The sequence below is a fragment of the Vibrio ishigakensis genome (genome assembly GCF_024347675.1).
In the GTDB taxonomy this organism is placed as follows: Bacteria; Pseudomonadota; Gammaproteobacteria; order Enterobacterales; family Vibrionaceae; genus Vibrio; species Vibrio ishigakensis.
In genome coordinates, this window is sequence record NZ_AP024882.1 from 116,995 (window position 1) to 133,219 (window position 16,225).

Below are 16,225 nucleotides of genomic sequence, written 5' to 3' on the forward strand. Positions count from 1 at the left end.
TTCATCATGCCAATGCTCCCTTATCCTTTATATACGCTTATTTCTCTCTGTTTTTTACTGGCTTGTTCTCTCACACTCTCTTTAACTGCCCACGCCTCGGATACCTCTATGATTGATCTCACCAAGCCAAACGAATACCAACTATGGCGCTCAACCAATGACAACGTCATGGGCGGGATATCACAAGGCGGCGTTCGCTATGACGGCGAGACTAGCCTTTTCTCTGGAGAGCTATCACTAGAAAACAATGGTGGCTTTAGTTCGGCTAATCGTTCTATAGAAATAGCGCCAGAGATGGCCGAAGTAGAGTTAACCTTCATCGGCGACGGTCGCACCTATCAAATGCGCTTTGCTAGCTGGAACAATGGCAACCGAGTTACCTATAAGCATGAGTTCACTACCGAGAAAGGTAAGCAGCAGACAAAGACATTCAAGCTTGAGGACTTCAAGGCGACCTTCAGGGGAAGACCCGTTTACAATGCTCCCACTCTTATAGCCAAAGATGTAAAACAACTTGGGGTGTTGATAGCAGACAAGCGAGCTGGAAGCTTCGAGTTAAAGCTCATCAAGATTGAGTTCCAATCCTAAATCATCTCTTTTGAAACACACCAGCGAAGTGTATCAAGCGCTTCTTGTTCAGCTCCTCAGAATTACCGCTCACTCCTGCCACAGCCACTAGCCTTCCATCCAGATAGAGCGGTATGGCAAGGCAATTCAGGTTAGGTTCTGCCTCTTCTAGATCCAATGCATATCCCTGTTCGAATACTTGGTTCAACTCTTGTTCAAGGGGAGCAGAAAGCTCGTCTCTCAGGCGCAACGCACGGCGCAGTCCATCATCAAAGGCCAGAAATACCTTACCTATCGCGGAGGTCGCCAAGCGCTCTCGATTACCTCGAGGGCTGCGGATCGTTAGTGGGTTATCTCTCTCAATGGCGTCGATATACAGATATTCTTGTGCGCCACTTTGCACCGCTAGATATGCGGTATTGTCGGTAAGCTGCGCCATCTGTTTAAGCAGAGCGCTAAAGTGAAGGCGTATGCTTTCATCGTTTTGCTCGAGCGGTTTAGACAACTCTCTTAGCCTGAGCCCAAGAGCGTAACCTTGCTCTACTCGAGAGACATAGCCAAGCGCAGATAGAGTAGCCAGAATACCATGCACCGTAGTTTTACTGATCTCAACCGCATCGCTGATCGCCTGCAGAGACATAGGTTTTTCAGCGAGGGATAGCACCTCTAAAATAGAGAATCCTCGTTCGATAGACTGGATGCGTTTCGGTTCTTTAGCCAATGAATTTCTCTAGTAGCACAAACTATTGATGACAGTATGAAATATAAGTGCTCAATAACAGTGATGTCATCCTATTTAATCTGTTATTAAACTTAGTGCGCTTATCAGAATAAATCGTCAGTTGGGATAAGCAAAAAAAAGGGCGCTCTATAAAGAACGCCCTTTTTGTATTTCAGAGGATCAAGCTAGTTCTAGTTGATGACTTTGCTTGCTCTGCTGTAGATGAGATGTCTTGGTAAACTCAATGCCAAACTCGTACACGTTTTTACGTGTGCTCTCTTCGGCATACAGAAAAGAGCGAACCTCTTCCCTATCCATCACGTAGGGCTTGCTACACGCAAACTGCCCTTGCTTGATGATGATCTCTACCTTACCTGCTCCCAGATCTCTTACCTTAAACGCTAGGTCTAGGGTAAAATCAAACATGTTTTCTAGGGCAGTTTTAACTAATCGTTCACGACCGATAGGCATCAGGCTAAGCCTCCTGCTGCAACTAGTGGCCAGTCACCTTCTTCGATCTGAGCCTCGAAATGTAGGCAAAAATCGACAATGTGATTGATGACTTTAGTGTCTTCTAGCAATAAATAAATGACGTCTACACGCGAAAGAATCAGTGGCACACTCTTAGCACACCAACCTTCCGAAATGACGACTTGCACTCGCCCTGAGCCCAACTCGTCTACCTGGAATCTTAGGTCCGGGTTATGTTTTAGTATGTTTTGTAGCTTCCCTTCTACTAACGTTTTACGGTTAATAGTTTTCATTCTAAGCCTCTTTGTGGGGAGCTCCATTATACTTACAATTTTGAAAATTTATATTTCAGATCAAAGAAATTTTGTGATTTTGGTGACAAATTTTCATCTTAATTATGAGGACTTATCAGTTTAATATGTAACTCATTGATGTGATTTATGGGTATAGATTTGGAAAATATAACCTTAATTAGAATAAGGAATTAATGATTATATATGGCAATTAATGCGCTCTCTATTTCATATTTATTCTAAATAAATTCTTACAATGTGACACAACAATAAAGCAATTGATTTCATAATATAGAATTAATCGAATTAGGAAACACACTAAAGTGTCAATTAGCCCACTGCCGCATCAACTTTCCAAAACCCTCTACTCTGAACTGTTTAATGCCTTTCAAAATCACGGTAAACGAGTGCGCTATAGCCATGGACAGACCATAGTTGGGCAGTTCGAAAAACCTGACTATATGGGGATATTGATAGAGGGGGTTGCTGAGGCACACATTACCTCGGCGGACGGTAACAGCTATATTGCGGAACAGCTTCAGACTGGCTGGGTATTTAATGCGGCTTGCTATCTCGATAACGGCACCTCTCCTGCCGAAGCGCTTTCAATAAATGATTGCACTCTATTAACGCTTCCTTTTTCTGTGTTGCGAAAACACCCTGCTCTTAAGGCTGAAGCCACGCAACTGGCCGCCTATTGCGTGGTTCAGCTATATCGAAGGTCGGAGGTCTTATTTACCTCTGCCATGTTACTCCCCTTAGAAGAGCGCATCCTGCGAAGGCTCAACACCCTTAAAGACAAACAACATACAATAAACATCACAACAGATAAGCTCGCTAGTTACCTCGGGGAAAGCAAGTTCAAGGTGTATCGAGAAATCAAACGCCTTGAGCAAAACAATGTCCTCAGCACCGGCTATGGGACTATCACTCTGCATCAAGCCGGCTTGCTAGATTAAGAGCCTCACCCAACTTAAGCCCCAAATAACCTTTCATTCTGCTTCGTGTACGCCTGTCAACCATACACTTCGAAAATAACGAAGTTTGTATCGATAAAATACCTGCTCGAAAGTTGCAAGGTGCAACTTTTGCTTTGAATAATTTAGGTAATCTAATCGCGAAACCTAACACGTAGAGTGCGCCCTTATATCCTGTGCACTTTGCAAGGTAATCCATGTAGTAACAAGCAACACCCCGTATGGATTTTTGTCGCCTATGGTTTGCTAATTTTGTAAATAACATCAGCGACAGGTATCAGGTAAAAGTTATTGACCTCCTCACGGTGGGGGAAAATACGTGTCGGTTCGTTTATCGAATTCGACTGAAAACCCTTAGGCCAGTGCAACCCACTGGCCCTTTTTTTATCTTATCTCCACCAAATCACACTCGCACTTAGAGTGCAAAAACGCTTTTCTAGCTTGGTTAAGATCGAGCGGTTTTCCTACTTTCGGTCTTGTTATGAACAAAAAACTGTTAACTCTAGCACTTACCGGTGCCTTCTCAGCAAACGTATTTGCCGGCGGTATCCTGCTTCACGAAATTGCTACCTTTGATAGCGTCTCATCTGCAGGTGTTTCCAACCCAACCAATCGCACTGATGCCAGTGCGGCTATCACCAGCCCGGCTGGCCTTACTGCTATCGGTGACTGTAGTTTTTCTGTGGGTCTGCAATATCTAGACGCTTACTCTGAGTAAAATGGCGTGAATGCGCTGGATAATCCAGTGGGCACATCGGGTAAGAACCAATCTCCGGTGCCAAGCCTTGCTTACGCCCACAGACTGAACCAAGACTGGGTGATTGCAACATCACTTCATGGTGATGGCGGTTTGGGCATGGACTATAAAAATGGTCGTTCAGGTATCGGCATCATAGATGAAGAATCTCAAGAAGCGCTGAACGTTCACTTTGCGGCGGCCTATCAAGCCTCTCCTTCTCTCTCCGTTGGTGGCGCGCTAGTGGTTCAACACCTTATGACCTCGGTTGATTTATCTTTTGGTAATATGGTCAGTGGCAGTGGTGACGAAGGGAATACCGCTGTTAGCTTTATCCTTTCTGGTATGTATGACCTAAATGAGCGCACTTATATTGGCGTCAACTATAAGCACAAGGTTGATCACAGCGATAAAGCCGTGGATTTAGACCTCTCAAATGGCGGAAAAGCTTCTGTGGACGTCGGTGTAAACTGGCCTTCTCGCCTAGACCTTGGTATCTCGCACAAGCTAACAGAAAAGGTCACCCTTAAAGCCATGACGGGCGTTGAATTCTGGTCTGATTTTTCTGATGTGCTGGATGCTAACGATATCTACACCCTAGGCGGTGCGGCTGAGTATCAGCACAATGGCTGGATCTATCAGGCAGGCTTGCGCTACGACTCAGCCATGTTTGATACCGATAACATGGTTCCAGAGCTAGCAATTGCTGAAAACTGGTCGTTTGGATTAGGCGCTGAAAAGGCACGCAGTAATGGTCATCGCATCGGCCTAGCCTACGAGTATCGTAACCTAGGTACTCATGATGTGACCTACAGTATTGGCGATATCCCGTATTTTGATGGTCGAATGGATGAGCAGCGAATCCATGTGCTCAGCCTAAGTTACGCTTACTAATGCAAAAAGACCTACTCGTTTGAGTAGGTCTTTTTTTGATTAACTGCGTTAAGCAAATGTATCAAATTAGTGATCTTGGTGGACTTTTAGTTTACCAAAGGATTGCATTTAAAATATTTAAGCTTACACTTGTGCGCTCATTCAGCTAACAAGTGTAAGCTTAAATAATGAACACAACACTTAACCCTTTGAAGCGCTTCGTTAATGCTTCGCTGTTTAACAACACTTCTGCTATCGGCTGGTTAGCTCCGGTCATTCAATTACGTCGCCCAGGATGGCAGCCTGGGCTATTTCGCTGTTATGTAACAAGCAAACAAGTCATCAATCAGCATGTGCTTAAACTGAGCCTAAAACCTTCGGCAAAATGGCCTGGCTTTAAGCCGGGACAGCATATAGAACTGAACACCCTGATAGATGGCCGCCAGCAAAGTCGCACCTTCACCATCTCGAGCCCCTTGTCTTTGTGGCAGAAAGAAGGGGAAATAGAACTCACCATAAGATGCCACCAAGATGGCAAGTTCACCCCACACTTATTGTCTGCCGTTTCGTCAGGCGATCGTTTGTATATCAGTGAAGCAAAGGGAAACTTCTATCCTGAAACAGACCGCTCTCCTCTATTGCTGATCGCCGGTGGCACGGGAATTACACCATTTGCCAGCTTCCTTGATCAGCAGGTAAAACGTGACACACCAGTAACCTTGTTGCACTTTGCACCAACCTCTGATGATCACCTGTTTAGTCAGCATTTCACTAAGCTCTCACAGCAGCACCCGCATTTTCGCTACTTACCAATGAGTACACAGGAGCAAGGCTATCTGAGTCGTGAAATGCTGCGTCAAAACCTAAGTGAAAATGATAGTGACCATGTCATGGTCTGTGGCCCTGATGGATTAATGAAACAGGCTCGTAAGTTAGCGTTAGCCGCAGGTATCAGCGCGGAAAACTTCAAAACCGAAGCCTTCTCTTTGTCGCTGGGTAACCTTGAATCTGGCGCTGCGCAAGCTGCCCCAGCTATTTCTGTCAGTCAAAATGGCACTAGCCAACAAGTACAACCAGACAAGCCCGATACGCTATTAAATCAACTTGAGTCCGCGGGAGTGGCTGTGCGCTCTGGATGCCGAATGGGGGTGTGTCATCAATGTAGCTGCATTAAAAAGTCTGGCACTGTCGTCAACCTGCTTACAGGCAAAACTTCTGGTCCAGGCGAAGAGCGTATTCAAACCTGTATTTCCCAAGCGCAAACTCCAGTCGAACTTAGTCTTTAGGAACCAACATGAAGCAATTAACTCAGGCCGATTTCGATAATCTGGCCCGTGACTTAGACCAAATCAAAGCTGACACCCAGAAAAAGATCGGCCAAACCGATGCTCGATACATCCGAAAGGTTATTCTGGTACATCGAGTAGCGGCTATCGCTGGCCGCATTCTTATCTTTGCCGGTTGTTTCGTCCCTTTGCTCTTGATCCCCGGTATTCTGCTGCTGGCGCTGGCAAAGATCCTCGACAATATGGAGATCGGCCACAATGTCATGCACGGTCAGTATGATTGGATGAACGATGCCAATATCAACTCGGATAAGTTCGAGTGGGATATCGCTGGCGACGGCGGCAGTTGGAAGCGTGTTCACAACTATGAGCACCATACTTACACCAATATTATTGGTAAAGATCGTGACTTTGGTTATGGCTTGTTGCGTCTATCTAATGATTTTCGCTGGAGAGTTAAAAACCTCTGGCAACTGATCACCTATGCCATGCTAAGTCTGCTGTTTCAGTGGGGCGTGTCCTACCACGAGCTCGCAGGCGAGCGCGTATTCTTCGGTAAAAAGAAGGAAGGTCGTGAGCCAACAGTTCCACACAGTGAATTAAAGAAAGCCTTCTTTGCTAAAGGTGCTAGGCAAATATTCAAAGATTATCTGTTGTTTCCAGCCCTTGCCGGCCCTTTCTTTGTGACCGTTCTTTTGGCCAACTTAGCTGCAAACGTACTGCGCAACCTATGGACCTCTACCATTATCTTTTGTGGTCACTTTCCACAGCAGACTCGCACTTTTACTCAACAAGAGTGTGAAAATGAGTCTAAAGGCCAATGGTATTATCGTCAGGCTCTTGGTTCAGCAAACATTAACGGCAAGCCATGGTTCCATATCCTAAGTGGACACTTGAGCCTGCAAATTGAGCACCACTTGTTCCCAGATATGCCTTCGTCGCGATATCAGGAAGTAGCACCTCAGGTTCGAGAGGTGTTTGCCCGCTACGGTATTCCTTACAACACAGGCCATTTTGTGCGCCAATATGCATCGGTGGTTAAGCGCATTACACGTTATTCATTCCCTTAATTTACGGGACCAGACATAAAAAATGGTTCTTCGCAGATTAGAGGGGAGCGCAAATATTCCTTCTGAGCCAGTCGCTCCCTCCGAGTGTTTGATTCACAAGGCCGCGATGAACCCATCCTTGGGCGCTTGACGCTCGCCTCCCTGCGAGCGACACCTTGCTCCATCAATCACTCTCCAGGAGCGGCATCGGTATGTAGTCCTAACTTGGTATGGCTCAAAGTCATCGCTGATGCCCCGGACGGAGCGAGCGGCAGGCTGTGGTGCAGGGCAAGTGTTTGAGGCAAGGATGCCGAAGCCAAGCCTACAGGGAGGTATTTACGGCGGCTTGCCATACATCGCAGGCAGAGTGACCGCACGAAGCTGAAGTAGCTGTTCGCACCAATCTGCGATGAACCTAAAAAAAGGCCTACTCAAATGAGTAGGCCTTTGCTTGACTCTTATGTTTGTATTTTACTTTTTTATTTGTCGGTAGATTTCACTACTGCCATTGTCATTACGAATGACAGTGCGAACACACCTAGTACACCCATTACCGCCTGGATGAAGTTCTGAGTACCGGCTGCTAGATATGCTGGCAGACTGAACACAGAAGATAGGATATAGCTGGTTAGGTGAGTATCAATCGTTACCGAGATTGCACCTACAATACCTGTTGCCAAACTCGCAGTGAATAGCGCCTTAGTGTACTTGGTTAGAACACCGAATAGTGCTGGCTCTGTGATACCTAGAATTGCAGTCACACCTGAACCTACAGTCACTGAAGATTGCTCTTTAGATAGGGTTTTACGTTGCTTGTACCAGATAGCTAGGGTTGCACCCGCAATAGCGATGTTACCTAGACACATGATAGGCATCAGCAGATCCTTGCCGTACAGAGCAAAGTTGTTCAGGCTGATTGGTGTCATGCTGTGGTGGATACCAAACACGATAGTGATTGGACGGGTTAGACCGAAGATAAAGCCAGTTAGTGTTGGAGAGATTTCAAGTAGAGAGCTCACTACCCAACCTGCGCCATTACTTAGCCACATACCCGCTGGTGCTACGAAAGAAAGCACAACAGTAGAGGTTACAGTGAACGCTAGTAGCGGAGTAAATACAGGCTTAGCCGATGATGGTACTAGCTTGTCTACCAGTGGAGTAATCTTAGATAGCACCCATACCGCTAGGATTGCAGGTACGATAGCACCACCATAGCCCATTAGCTCGATTGGCACTGCGCCAAGCACGGTAAGTGTAGGATCAGCGCCTGCATCTTTTAGCGCAGCCGCCTTGTCAATCAATGCTGGCGAAAGCATTGCCGACGATACTGCCAGAGCGATGTATTCATTTACCTTAAATACCTTAGCCGCTGAGAAAGATACCAGCATAGGCAGGAAGAAGAATACCGCTGTAGAGATAGAACGGAAGAAGAAGACGGTATCAGAGCTTTCTGGAATTACGTTAGTTGCGATAAGGCCCGAAAGCAGACCCATCAGCATACCTGCACCTGCGATAGCCGGTACTACTGGGCCAAAGATGCCCGCTACGATACGCATCGCGTTCTGGAAAAGCTTGCCTTTTTCTTGCTCGATCTCAGCTTCTTCTGTTGCTGCTGCCTTGCCAGAAAGCGCGTTGTACCACTTCTCAACGTCCACGCCGATGATAACCTGAGTTTGGCCTTGAGCCAGCACTACACCCTTAACGCCTTTTACGCTCTCAAGGATTGTCTTGTCAGCTTTAGATTCGTCTACTAACTTGAATCTCAAGCGAGTCATGCAGTGAGTAATGTTGGCAATGTTCTCTTCGCCGCCAAGACCCTGAACTATCTGCTGTAGGTTTTGTTCAAAGCTATTTTCTTTGCCTGGGGATGCGCTGAAGGTTCCGCCGTTTGTTTCTGTCAATTGCATCATATCGCCCTATGTGCTTGTCGTTATCAGATGTGCTCATGGTATCTATCCAGGTTATTAATCCAATCGAGAAAACGGTGACTTTCATCACACAAAACGCTCCAAAAAGTTAATTTTCAATCATTTTCGCTGATTGGTTCGTTTTTTTAGCGCAAAACGAAACAGGAACGAACCAGTTAATTTTAGGTGCAAAATACCCCTTGAAATCTGTTTTTTTTCGCTGTTAGATAAAATAAATCCAGTTAGCCAGAGACCATCTGAAGTGAACAAAAATACCATTACTAACATTGAATGCATTATTACAAGACCAGACAGACACAATCTGATCACGGTAATTGTTGAAACTGAGCAAGGCGTGACTGGCTATGGATGTGCCACCTTTCAACAACGTCCCCTTGCGGTTAAAACCATGGTGGACGAATACCTTAATCCGCTACTGATCGGTAAAGATGCCAATAATATCGAAGACCTATGGCAAATGATGATGGTGAACGCTTATTGGCGTAATGGTCCCGTTATTAATAATGCTATTTCTGGTGTCGATATGGCGCTTTGGGATATTAAAGCCAAGCTAGCTAATATGCCTCTCCATCAATTATTTGGCGGTAAGTCTCGCGATGCTATTCAGGTATATACTCATGCCACCAGCGATACTATGGAAGGCCTATATGAGCAAGTGGATAAATATCTTGAGCAAGGCTACAAGCATATTCGTTGTCAACTTGGATTTTATGGTGGTGTGCCAGAGAGTCTAAATACGGCAGAGAATCCAACCGAGGGTTCTTATTACGATCAAGACCAATATATGGCAAATACCGTGGAGATGTTTAAACAGCTTCGCGCTAAATATGGCAACCAGTTCCACATCCTGCACGATGTGCACGAACGTCTGTTCCCAAATCAGGCTCTGCAGTTCGCGAAAGCAGTCGAGCAATACAATCCATACTTTATCGAAGATATCCTCCCCCCAAGCCAAACTGAATGGCTGGATAACCTTCGCAGCCAAACCAGTGTGACCCTTGCATTGGGTGAGTTGTTCAACAACCCAGAAGAGTGGAAGCAGCTAATCATTAATCGTCGCATCGACTTTATTCGTTGCCACGTTTCTCAGATTGGCGGTATCACCCCAGCCCTTAAGCTAGGCCACTTGTGTCAAAGCTTTGGTGTTCGTATCGCATGGCACTGCCCACCAGATATGACTCCGATCGGTGCTGCGGTAAACACTCATATGAACGTTCACCTGCACAACGCGGCTATCCAAGAGCACGTTGAATACAAGGAAAACACCCAGCGTGTATTCCCTAATGCTCCTGAACCAAGAAACGGTTACCTGTATGCTCAAGAGAAGCCTGGTATTGGTGTTGAGATGGATGTAGCAGCAGCGAAAGATTTCCCTGTTGTCTATCGCCCGCACGAGTGGACTCAGAGCCGCCTACCGGATGGCACTATCCATACGCCATAGACGGATAAATAAAAATATTTCAAATCACAGACTCGGTCACCTTTGGTGGCCGTTTCTGTATCTGGGGAAAAGCAAAGCCCTACCTATTGCTCGCCCGATGTATCTCTGTATTGCAGGCTCTCGCTATTAAACTTGGTGTGATAGGTACACTGATAATTAATATCGATAATATCGCTGACGACAAATACCTCACCGCTAGATAAAAACCCTCGATTCGTAATATTCATAGCAGCGCTTGAGCGTTTCACCCCAAATAAATTTGCATCCTCTGAAGATAAATTAATTGCTTGATAACTCGTTAGATAACTTTCTATTTCTAGCCCTAGTGATAGAACATGCTTCTGCAATGAGCTTTCTATAATCTCATCGGTTATTTTAGGGAATAAAGAGACTGGCATTCTGGCCTCTTCTATTTGAGTAATCTTATCCTGAACGAGTCTCAACCTTCTTATATTCCAAATATATTCATCTTCTTCTATAGAGAATACCTGCATCTCATGGGCAGTAGGAAGACGCTTATTAAGCTTAAGTTTCTTGTAGGATATTTCACCGAATTTAGTTTCAGTGATTGAATTATAAATTAACGGAGCACCGATAATAGAGGTATTAACATAGTAACCTGAGCCTATTTTAGAAGTCACCATACCAATGGCTTCCAGTTTAGACAGTGCTTTACGTACAGAGAAACGAGAAATCTGATACTTTTCAACAAGTTCACGTTCGGATGGGAGCTTGTCAGTAATAATATTCTGACAGATCTTACTGACTATATCTTGTACTAGAACTTCGTATTTTTTCATCGTTAAATTGTTATTGTAATGCCTTTAAATATATTACTCGTACATCTTGCTTATCTCCACAAAAAAGAGCCCAGAAAATCTGGGCTCTCGTCTCATAAGTGGAATAAATAATGTTTACTTGTTTTGAGGTGTTTGTAGTTTCTCCATCACCTGATCCAAGCTAAAGCTGGCTGCTTTCTGTCTTGGTGGGAACTCTTTGAAGGTCTCGAGATACTTACTTACATAAGCCTGTGCTGGCACCAGCATAAAGGCTCGGTCTAGCATCCAGTCGTAGTAGGTGTTTGAGGTGATGTCTGCGACCTCATATGGATCCATTCTTAGGTTGAAGATCTTAGGCACACGCAATGGAGTGAAGGGTTCAGCCCAGATATTCAACGTACCCTTGGCGCGCTGCTCTAGGAACACGATCTTCCATTTGTTGTAGCGAAGCGCCGCCAAATCTCCGTCATCGGTAAAGTAAAAGATCTCATCTCGACGCCCTTCCGCCTCTTCACCCGTCAAGTGTGGCAAGAAATTGTAACCATCTAAGTGAACCTTAAAGCTCTCACCGCCGACATCCATACCTTTAAGTAGTTTCTCTTTTACACCATCATCACCAGCAGCGGCTAGGAATGTTGGCATCCAGTCCATATGGTGCATGATCTCGTTAGAGACGGTTCCTGGCTGGATTTTGCCTGGCCAACGCACCATAGCTGGTACGCGATATGCCCCCTCCCAGTTGGTGTTCTTCTCACCTCTGAATGGAGTGGTACCCGCATCAGGCCAAGTGTTCATGTGTGGGCCGTTATCGGTTGAATAGAAGACAATTGTGTTGTCTTTAATACCAAGGTCGTCGACTGCTTTCAGCAGTTGCCCTACATGGCCATCATGCTCCACCATACCATCGGCATAATTACTGATGCCTGTTGAGCCCTGCAGCTCAGGTTTCACATGGGTTCTGAAGTGCATTCGAGTAGCGTTCCACCACACAAAGAAAGGCTTCTTCGCTTTTACTGATTTTTCCATAAACTGAATGGCCGCTTCTAGGGTCTCTTCATCAACGGTTTCCATGCGTTTACGAGTCAGCGGCCCGGTATCTTCAATCTTTCCGTCAGCATAGGACTTAATCACCCCACGCGGTCCGAATTTTTTACGGAATTCTGGGTCTTTCGGATAATCGATATTCTCAGGCTCTTCTTCAGCATTTAGGTGATAAAGGTTACCGAAGAACTCATCAAAGCCATGTGCGGTAGGTAGGTGTTCATCTTTGTCACCTAGGTGGTTCTTACCAAATTGTCCGGTTGCATAGCCGTGGGGTTTTAGAAGCTCCGCAATAGTCACATCTTCAGCCTGCAAACCCAAGTCTGCGCCCGGAAGGCCCACCTTACTCAAACCAGTTCGCAATACACTCTGACCGGTAATAAAGGTTGAACGACCCGCCGTGCATGATTGTTCTCCGTAATAGTCGGTGAACATCATGCCCTCTTTAGCGATACGGTCGATATTCGGGGTCTTGTAGCCCATCAAGCCAAAGGTGTAAGCACTGATATTGGATTGCCCGATGTCATCCCCCCATATAACCAAAATATTCGGTTTTTCTGCTGCAACGCTAGTACCTGCTGCCCCGAGAAGAACCGAAGCTATTATCGCTAAGCGACGTTTAGCTCCTTTAAACGCAGTCATAGTAACTCCTTGTTTGTTTTATATAACTAGCCAACCAAGATATAGACTAGAAACGCTTGATTGGCGAATAGTTAACCAATCGCCAACGCCCCTTTCTCCTTACGCTTTGATTGCCAATCTAGTTCACAATTTTGGCGCTACCGTCCATAGGCGTCATATTTTTACTTCATAACTATCAATCACTTACGATTTAGATAACTTTTAGTTATAGGTGGTATAAAGCGACTTTGTCGGGGTGCAGTATTTACACTGCTGGCCATCAATATGAGTCGAGCGCCATATGGACGTAACAATGAACTTGTTATTTGCTAGGGATATCAAAAGCGCTCCTCTCGTTTTGTTTTCAAATCCTAAAACGAAATTGATGGAGTCTTTTGACAATGCAAATCAGTAAGATCGCAATGACAGCAGGTATGCTAGCCGCATCTGCTTCTGCTGTAGCGGCTGATAAGCCAAACATCCTAGCCATTTTTGGTGATGACATCGGCATCTGGAACGTTGGTGCTTACAACCAAGGCATGATGGGCTACGACACGCCAAACATCGACCGTATCGCAAACGAAGGTGCGCTATTCACCGACCACTACGGCCAACAATCTTGTACTGCAGGCCGTGCAGCCTTTATCACAGGTCAAGAACCGTTCCGTACGGGTCTTCTAACCATCGGTATGCCAGGTTCTACCCACGGTATCCCTGACTGGGCGCCTACCCTAGCTGACCTTCTTAAAGAACAGGGCTATATGACAGCTCAGTTCGGTAAGAACCACCTAGGTGACCAAGACCAACACCTTCCAACCAAGCACGGCTTCGACGAGTTCTTCGGTAACCTTTATCACCTTAACGCTGAAGAAGAACCAGAGACTTACTACTATCCAAAAGACCCTGAGTTCCGCAAGAACTACGGCCCTCGTGGTGTAATTAAGTCTTACGCTGACGGTCGTATCGAAGATACAGGTCCTATGACGCGTAAGCGCATGGAAACTGCTGATGAAGAGTTCCTAGAATCATCTCTAGCCTTCATGGAAAAAGCAGTTAAAGCTGACAAGCCTTTCTTCATCTGGCACAACACCACACGTATGCACGTTTGGACTCGTCTGCAAGAGAAGTACAAAGGTAAGTCTGGCATCAGCATCTATGCAGATGGCATGCTAGAGCACGATGACCACGTAGGTATCCTGCTAGACAAACTAGATGACCTAGGTGTTGCTGACAACACTATCGTTATCTACTCAACCGATAACGGTGCAGAGACAGTATCTTGGCCTGACGGCGGTGCAACTCCGTTCCACGGTGAGAAAGGTACCACTTGGGAAGGCGGTATGCGTGTTCCTCAGCTAGTTCGCTGGCCTGGCGTTATCGAACCAGGTTCTCGCTACAACGACATGATGGCGCACCAAGACTGGCTACCAACGCTAATGGCAGCAGCTGGCGTTCCTGATGTAAAAGAGAAGCTTGCAAAGGGCTACGAAGCTAACGGTAAAGAGTGGCGTGTACACATCGATGGCTACAACTTCAAGCCTTACTTCGAAGGTAAAGAAGACCACGGCCCTCGTGACTCACTGCTTTATTTCTCTGCAAACGGCGAGCTAAACGCAATCCGTTGGGAGGATTGGAAACTGCACTTCGCTACCCTAGAAGGTAACATCACTGACGCAGTTCGCTTCCAGTCTAACTGGCCGAAGATCATTCACCTACGTGCTGACCCATTCGAAAAAGCACCACACGAATCTGGCATGTACCTACGTTGGATGGCAGACAACATGTGGCTATTCGTTCCAGTACAGGACGAGCTAGGCAAGTTCTTCGCAACCCTAGACAAGTTCCCACGTCAAAACAGCCAGGTGCTAAACCCAGCAACCATCACTCAAACTTCTTTGGGTGTTAAGGCGAAACTTGACCAGATCGACGAGCTGAAGAAGCAAGTTGCATCAATGCAGAAGTAATCGACTTCTGACTCTTAAAAATGCTCGACCACTATTTGACAATGGGGTCGAGCATTTTTGTTTCTGGATTATTATAAGCTTAAAAAAGTTTTCCTCGCCTTACATTGTGAGACACTTTTTGTCTCTTCGATTCTTAGAATGCTTTTCAGAGGGCGGACGGGCAAGATTCATTTTGTTGGCATAAACTGACAACTTTTAATCTGGCATCTTTGCTATGGTTCACTTCTTCAACGGTTCTCATGATTTTAGAGAGTGTTTGTTTGCATAAGGTAGGCGTGACTGTGTCAGAAAGTTCAAGTTTATATGTGGTGGTTCTAACCGATAAAGCGGGTATTGAGTTCGTTAGGTTTGGCACAACGCTGAACTTTGAACTCAGAAAAGAGCAGCACCTGCGTGGCCTAAAAACGGGCTTCTTCTACTCTAATGGTCAGAAACAGGATTATCGCTTCTTTCATGATACGCGACTGCTAGGTCGTATCTCTCGACGTGAGAAGAATGCTCTTCTGGCGAAAACAGCTATTCGAAACCGCTTAGTAAGAAAGGCCCGCAATGGCGAGCTCAGAATCTCGGTCAAAGAACTGTATGTAGGCTCTGCTGAGACGGTAGCCCTTATTGAGCGTGTGCTGATTCATGCCTTTATCTACACCTCTCGTATCCTAAACCACTACAAAGACAGAGGTGGTGAAGTAGCAGGTGTGGAATACCGATACCCAAGTAATTATCTAGTAAAGAGTGAAGTACGAGAGACCGTGCTTGAGCTTCTTAAGAATTTTGATTCCTCGGTTGAGGTGGATAATCGCGCCCTAGAAATGGTGGACTCTTGGTATATCAAGGGCGACACCCAAGCCTCTTGTAGTAAAGAGGTTCGCAAAAAGCTGGCGACTGAGAATGCGCGCAAAACCCGCACCGCTAACCTGTTTGGGCTTTTAAAAACGGCTATTGCAAGCGGAAAAAGCCAAGGCTCGCTTTCCAACGTTATGATAGAAAACCGAGCTAATCAGCTAGAACATAAATCTGTTCAGAAGCTTGAAGAGGTTTCTTATCCAGAGGCGTTGGAGCTTAAGGCACAGATCACCTCGATGGAGTCTAAGATGGCATACTACAGAGACATCGCGGTCATGAACCACCAGGACTACTGCGATCTCGGTGGAGATGCCATGCTACTGTCCCTGCAGGAAAGCGCCAATGACCCAGACCTATTACAGGACATGAAGCAACGTAAAGAGCTTAGAGACAATAATCTAGAAAAGATCCAATCCCTGGCTAGCACGGTTCGCGAGCACCGCCAGAGACTCAATGGTTCTAAATATCAGCAACTCTAAACCGACTAATTATTGACCGTGGCGCAAATTGATAAAACATTAGTTCAGTTGTTTGGTATCTTTCGTGTCACAGAACAAGGCCACACTTCAGCATAGATAACCGTATAAAAGGTTACGCCTTTAGTGTCGGCAATCAGCGCTTTTATTCCGGTTAAA

The 16,225-nt window shown here is 45.8% G+C and carries 15 protein-coding genes; 9 read left to right on the forward strand and 6 right to left on the reverse strand.

The window, feature by feature from the left end; translation table 11 throughout:
* The first annotated feature begins 12 nt into the window (after window positions 1-12).
* The gene (locus Pcarn_RS14355) at window positions 13-588 is read left to right on the forward strand and encodes a CIA30 family protein (protein WP_390904518.1); all 576 of its coding nucleotides are present in this window, start codon (window positions 13-15) and stop codon (window positions 586-588) included.
* A 1-nt stretch (window position 589) separates the two neighbouring features.
* Here the strand turns inward: Pcarn_RS14355 and Pcarn_RS14360 are convergent, their stop codons facing one another.
* From Pcarn_RS14360 to Pcarn_RS14370, 3 genes are all read right to left on the reverse strand, one after another.
* Window positions 590-1,288 (reverse strand): IclR family transcriptional regulator, encoded by a 699-nt coding sequence (locus Pcarn_RS14360; RefSeq protein ID WP_261836607.1) that lies wholly within the window; start codon window positions 1,286-1,288, stop codon window positions 590-592.
* A gap of 180 nt (window positions 1,289-1,468) precedes the next feature.
* Window positions 1,469-1,759: a hypothetical protein gene (locus Pcarn_RS14365; RefSeq protein ID WP_261836608.1), complete on the reverse strand. Its 291-nt coding sequence runs from the start codon at window positions 1,757-1,759 to the stop codon at window positions 1,469-1,471.
* Window positions 1,759-2,052 carry a hypothetical protein gene (locus Pcarn_RS14370; protein ID WP_261836609.1) on the reverse strand — a complete coding sequence of 98 codons (294 nt, stop codon included), beginning with the start codon at window positions 2,050-2,052 and terminating at the stop codon, window positions 1,759-1,761. The genes Pcarn_RS14365 and Pcarn_RS14370 overlap by 1 nt, the downstream gene beginning before the upstream one ends.
* A gap of 323 nt (window positions 2,053-2,375) precedes the next feature.
* On the opposite strand from Pcarn_RS14370, the gene Pcarn_RS14375 reads away from it, so the two are divergent.
* The 5 genes from Pcarn_RS14375 (at window position 2,376) to Pcarn_RS14395 (ending at window position 6,994) form a co-directional block, all read left to right on the forward strand.
* Window positions 2,376-3,011, forward strand: coding sequence for a Crp/Fnr family transcriptional regulator (locus Pcarn_RS14375; protein ID WP_261836610.1), 636 nt, complete (start codon window positions 2,376-2,378; stop codon window positions 3,009-3,011).
* Between the two features lie 499 nt (window positions 3,012-3,510).
* Entirely contained in the window at window positions 3,511-3,747 is a 237-nt protein-coding gene (locus tag Pcarn_RS14380) for a hypothetical protein (RefSeq protein WP_261836611.1), read from the forward strand.
* Window positions 3,748-3,753: 6 nt separating this feature from the next.
* Window positions 3,754-4,659 (forward strand): OmpP1/FadL family transporter, encoded by a 906-nt coding sequence (locus Pcarn_RS14385; RefSeq protein ID WP_261836612.1) that lies wholly within the window; start codon window positions 3,754-3,756, stop codon window positions 4,657-4,659.
* A 167-nt stretch (window positions 4,660-4,826) separates the two neighbouring features.
* The gene (locus Pcarn_RS14390; protein ID WP_261836613.1) at window positions 4,827-5,924 is read left to right on the forward strand and encodes a flavin reductase family protein; all 1,098 of its coding nucleotides are present in this window, start codon (window positions 4,827-4,829) and stop codon (window positions 5,922-5,924) included.
* An 8-nt stretch (window positions 5,925-5,932) separates the two neighbouring features.
* Entirely contained in the window at window positions 5,933-6,994 is a 1,062-nt protein-coding gene (locus tag Pcarn_RS14395; protein ID WP_261836614.1) for a fatty acid desaturase family protein, read from the forward strand.
* Between the two features lie 458 nt (window positions 6,995-7,452).
* On the opposite strand, the gene Pcarn_RS14400 is transcribed toward Pcarn_RS14395, so the two are convergent.
* Window positions 7,453-8,880 (reverse strand): PTS transporter subunit EIIC, encoded by a 1,428-nt coding sequence (locus Pcarn_RS14400; protein ID WP_261836615.1) that lies wholly within the window; start codon window positions 8,878-8,880, stop codon window positions 7,453-7,455.
* 262 nt (window positions 8,881-9,142) lie between these two features.
* Here Pcarn_RS14400 and Pcarn_RS14405 point away from each other — a divergent pair, with 262 nt between their 5' ends.
* Window positions 9,143-10,342, forward strand: a complete 1,200-nt coding sequence (locus Pcarn_RS14405) for an enolase C-terminal domain-like protein (protein WP_261836616.1) — start codon at window positions 9,143-9,145, stop codon at window positions 10,340-10,342.
* A gap of 83 nt (window positions 10,343-10,425) precedes the next feature.
* Here the strand turns inward: Pcarn_RS14405 and Pcarn_RS14410 are convergent, their stop codons facing one another.
* Both Pcarn_RS14410 and Pcarn_RS14415 read right to left on the reverse strand, forming a co-directional pair.
* Entirely contained in the window at window positions 10,426-11,142 is a 717-nt protein-coding gene (locus Pcarn_RS14410) for a GntR family transcriptional regulator (protein WP_261836617.1), read from the reverse strand.
* Between the two features lie 114 nt (window positions 11,143-11,256).
* Window positions 11,257-12,804: an arylsulfatase gene (locus Pcarn_RS14415; RefSeq protein WP_261836618.1), complete on the reverse strand. Its 1,548-nt coding sequence runs from the start codon at window positions 12,802-12,804 to the stop codon at window positions 11,257-11,259.
* Between the two features lie 374 nt (window positions 12,805-13,178).
* On the opposite strand from Pcarn_RS14415, the gene Pcarn_RS14420 reads away from it, so the two are divergent.
* Together Pcarn_RS14420 and Pcarn_RS14425 are read left to right on the forward strand one after the other, a co-directional pair.
* A complete protein-coding gene (locus Pcarn_RS14420) occupies window positions 13,179-14,747 on the forward strand; it encodes an arylsulfatase (protein ID WP_261836619.1) in 1,569 nt (522 codons plus the stop codon).
* A 281-nt stretch (window positions 14,748-15,028) separates the two neighbouring features.
* Entirely contained in the window at window positions 15,029-16,069 is a 1,041-nt protein-coding gene (locus Pcarn_RS14425; protein ID WP_261836620.1) for a hypothetical protein, read from the forward strand.
* Window positions 16,070-16,225: the final 156 nt, after the last annotated feature.

What these genes read in the sequence shown, in the direction of transcription:
- Pcarn_RS14355 (WP_390904518.1), top strand. Translation starts at nt 13, where the DNA reads ATGCTCCCTTATCCTTTATATACGCTTATTTCTCTCTGTTTTTTACTG.
- Pcarn_RS14365 (WP_261836608.1), bottom strand. Translation starts at nt 1,759, where the DNA reads ATGCCTATCGGTCGTGAACGATTAGTTAAAACTGCCCTAGAAAACATG.
- Pcarn_RS14370 (WP_261836609.1), bottom strand. Translation starts at nt 2,052, where the DNA reads ATGAAAACTATTAACCGTAAAACGTTAGTAGAAGGGAAGCTACAAAAC.
- Pcarn_RS14380 (WP_261836611.1), top strand. Translation starts at nt 3,511, where the DNA reads ATGAACAAAAAACTGTTAACTCTAGCACTTACCGGTGCCTTCTCAGCA.
- Pcarn_RS14390 (WP_261836613.1), top strand. Translation starts at nt 4,827, where the DNA reads ATGAACACAACACTTAACCCTTTGAAGCGCTTCGTTAATGCTTCGCTG.
- Pcarn_RS14395 (WP_261836614.1), top strand. Translation starts at nt 5,933, where the DNA reads ATGAAGCAATTAACTCAGGCCGATTTCGATAATCTGGCCCGTGACTTA.
- Pcarn_RS14400 (WP_261836615.1), bottom strand. Translation starts at nt 8,880, where the DNA reads ATGCAATTGACAGAAACAAACGGCGGAACCTTCAGCGCATCCCCAGGC.
- Pcarn_RS14410 (WP_261836617.1), bottom strand. Translation starts at nt 11,142, where the DNA reads ATGAAAAAATACGAAGTTCTAGTACAAGATATAGTCAGTAAGATCTGT.
- Pcarn_RS14415 (WP_261836618.1), bottom strand. Translation starts at nt 12,804, where the DNA reads ATGACTGCGTTTAAAGGAGCTAAACGTCGCTTAGCGATAATAGCTTCG.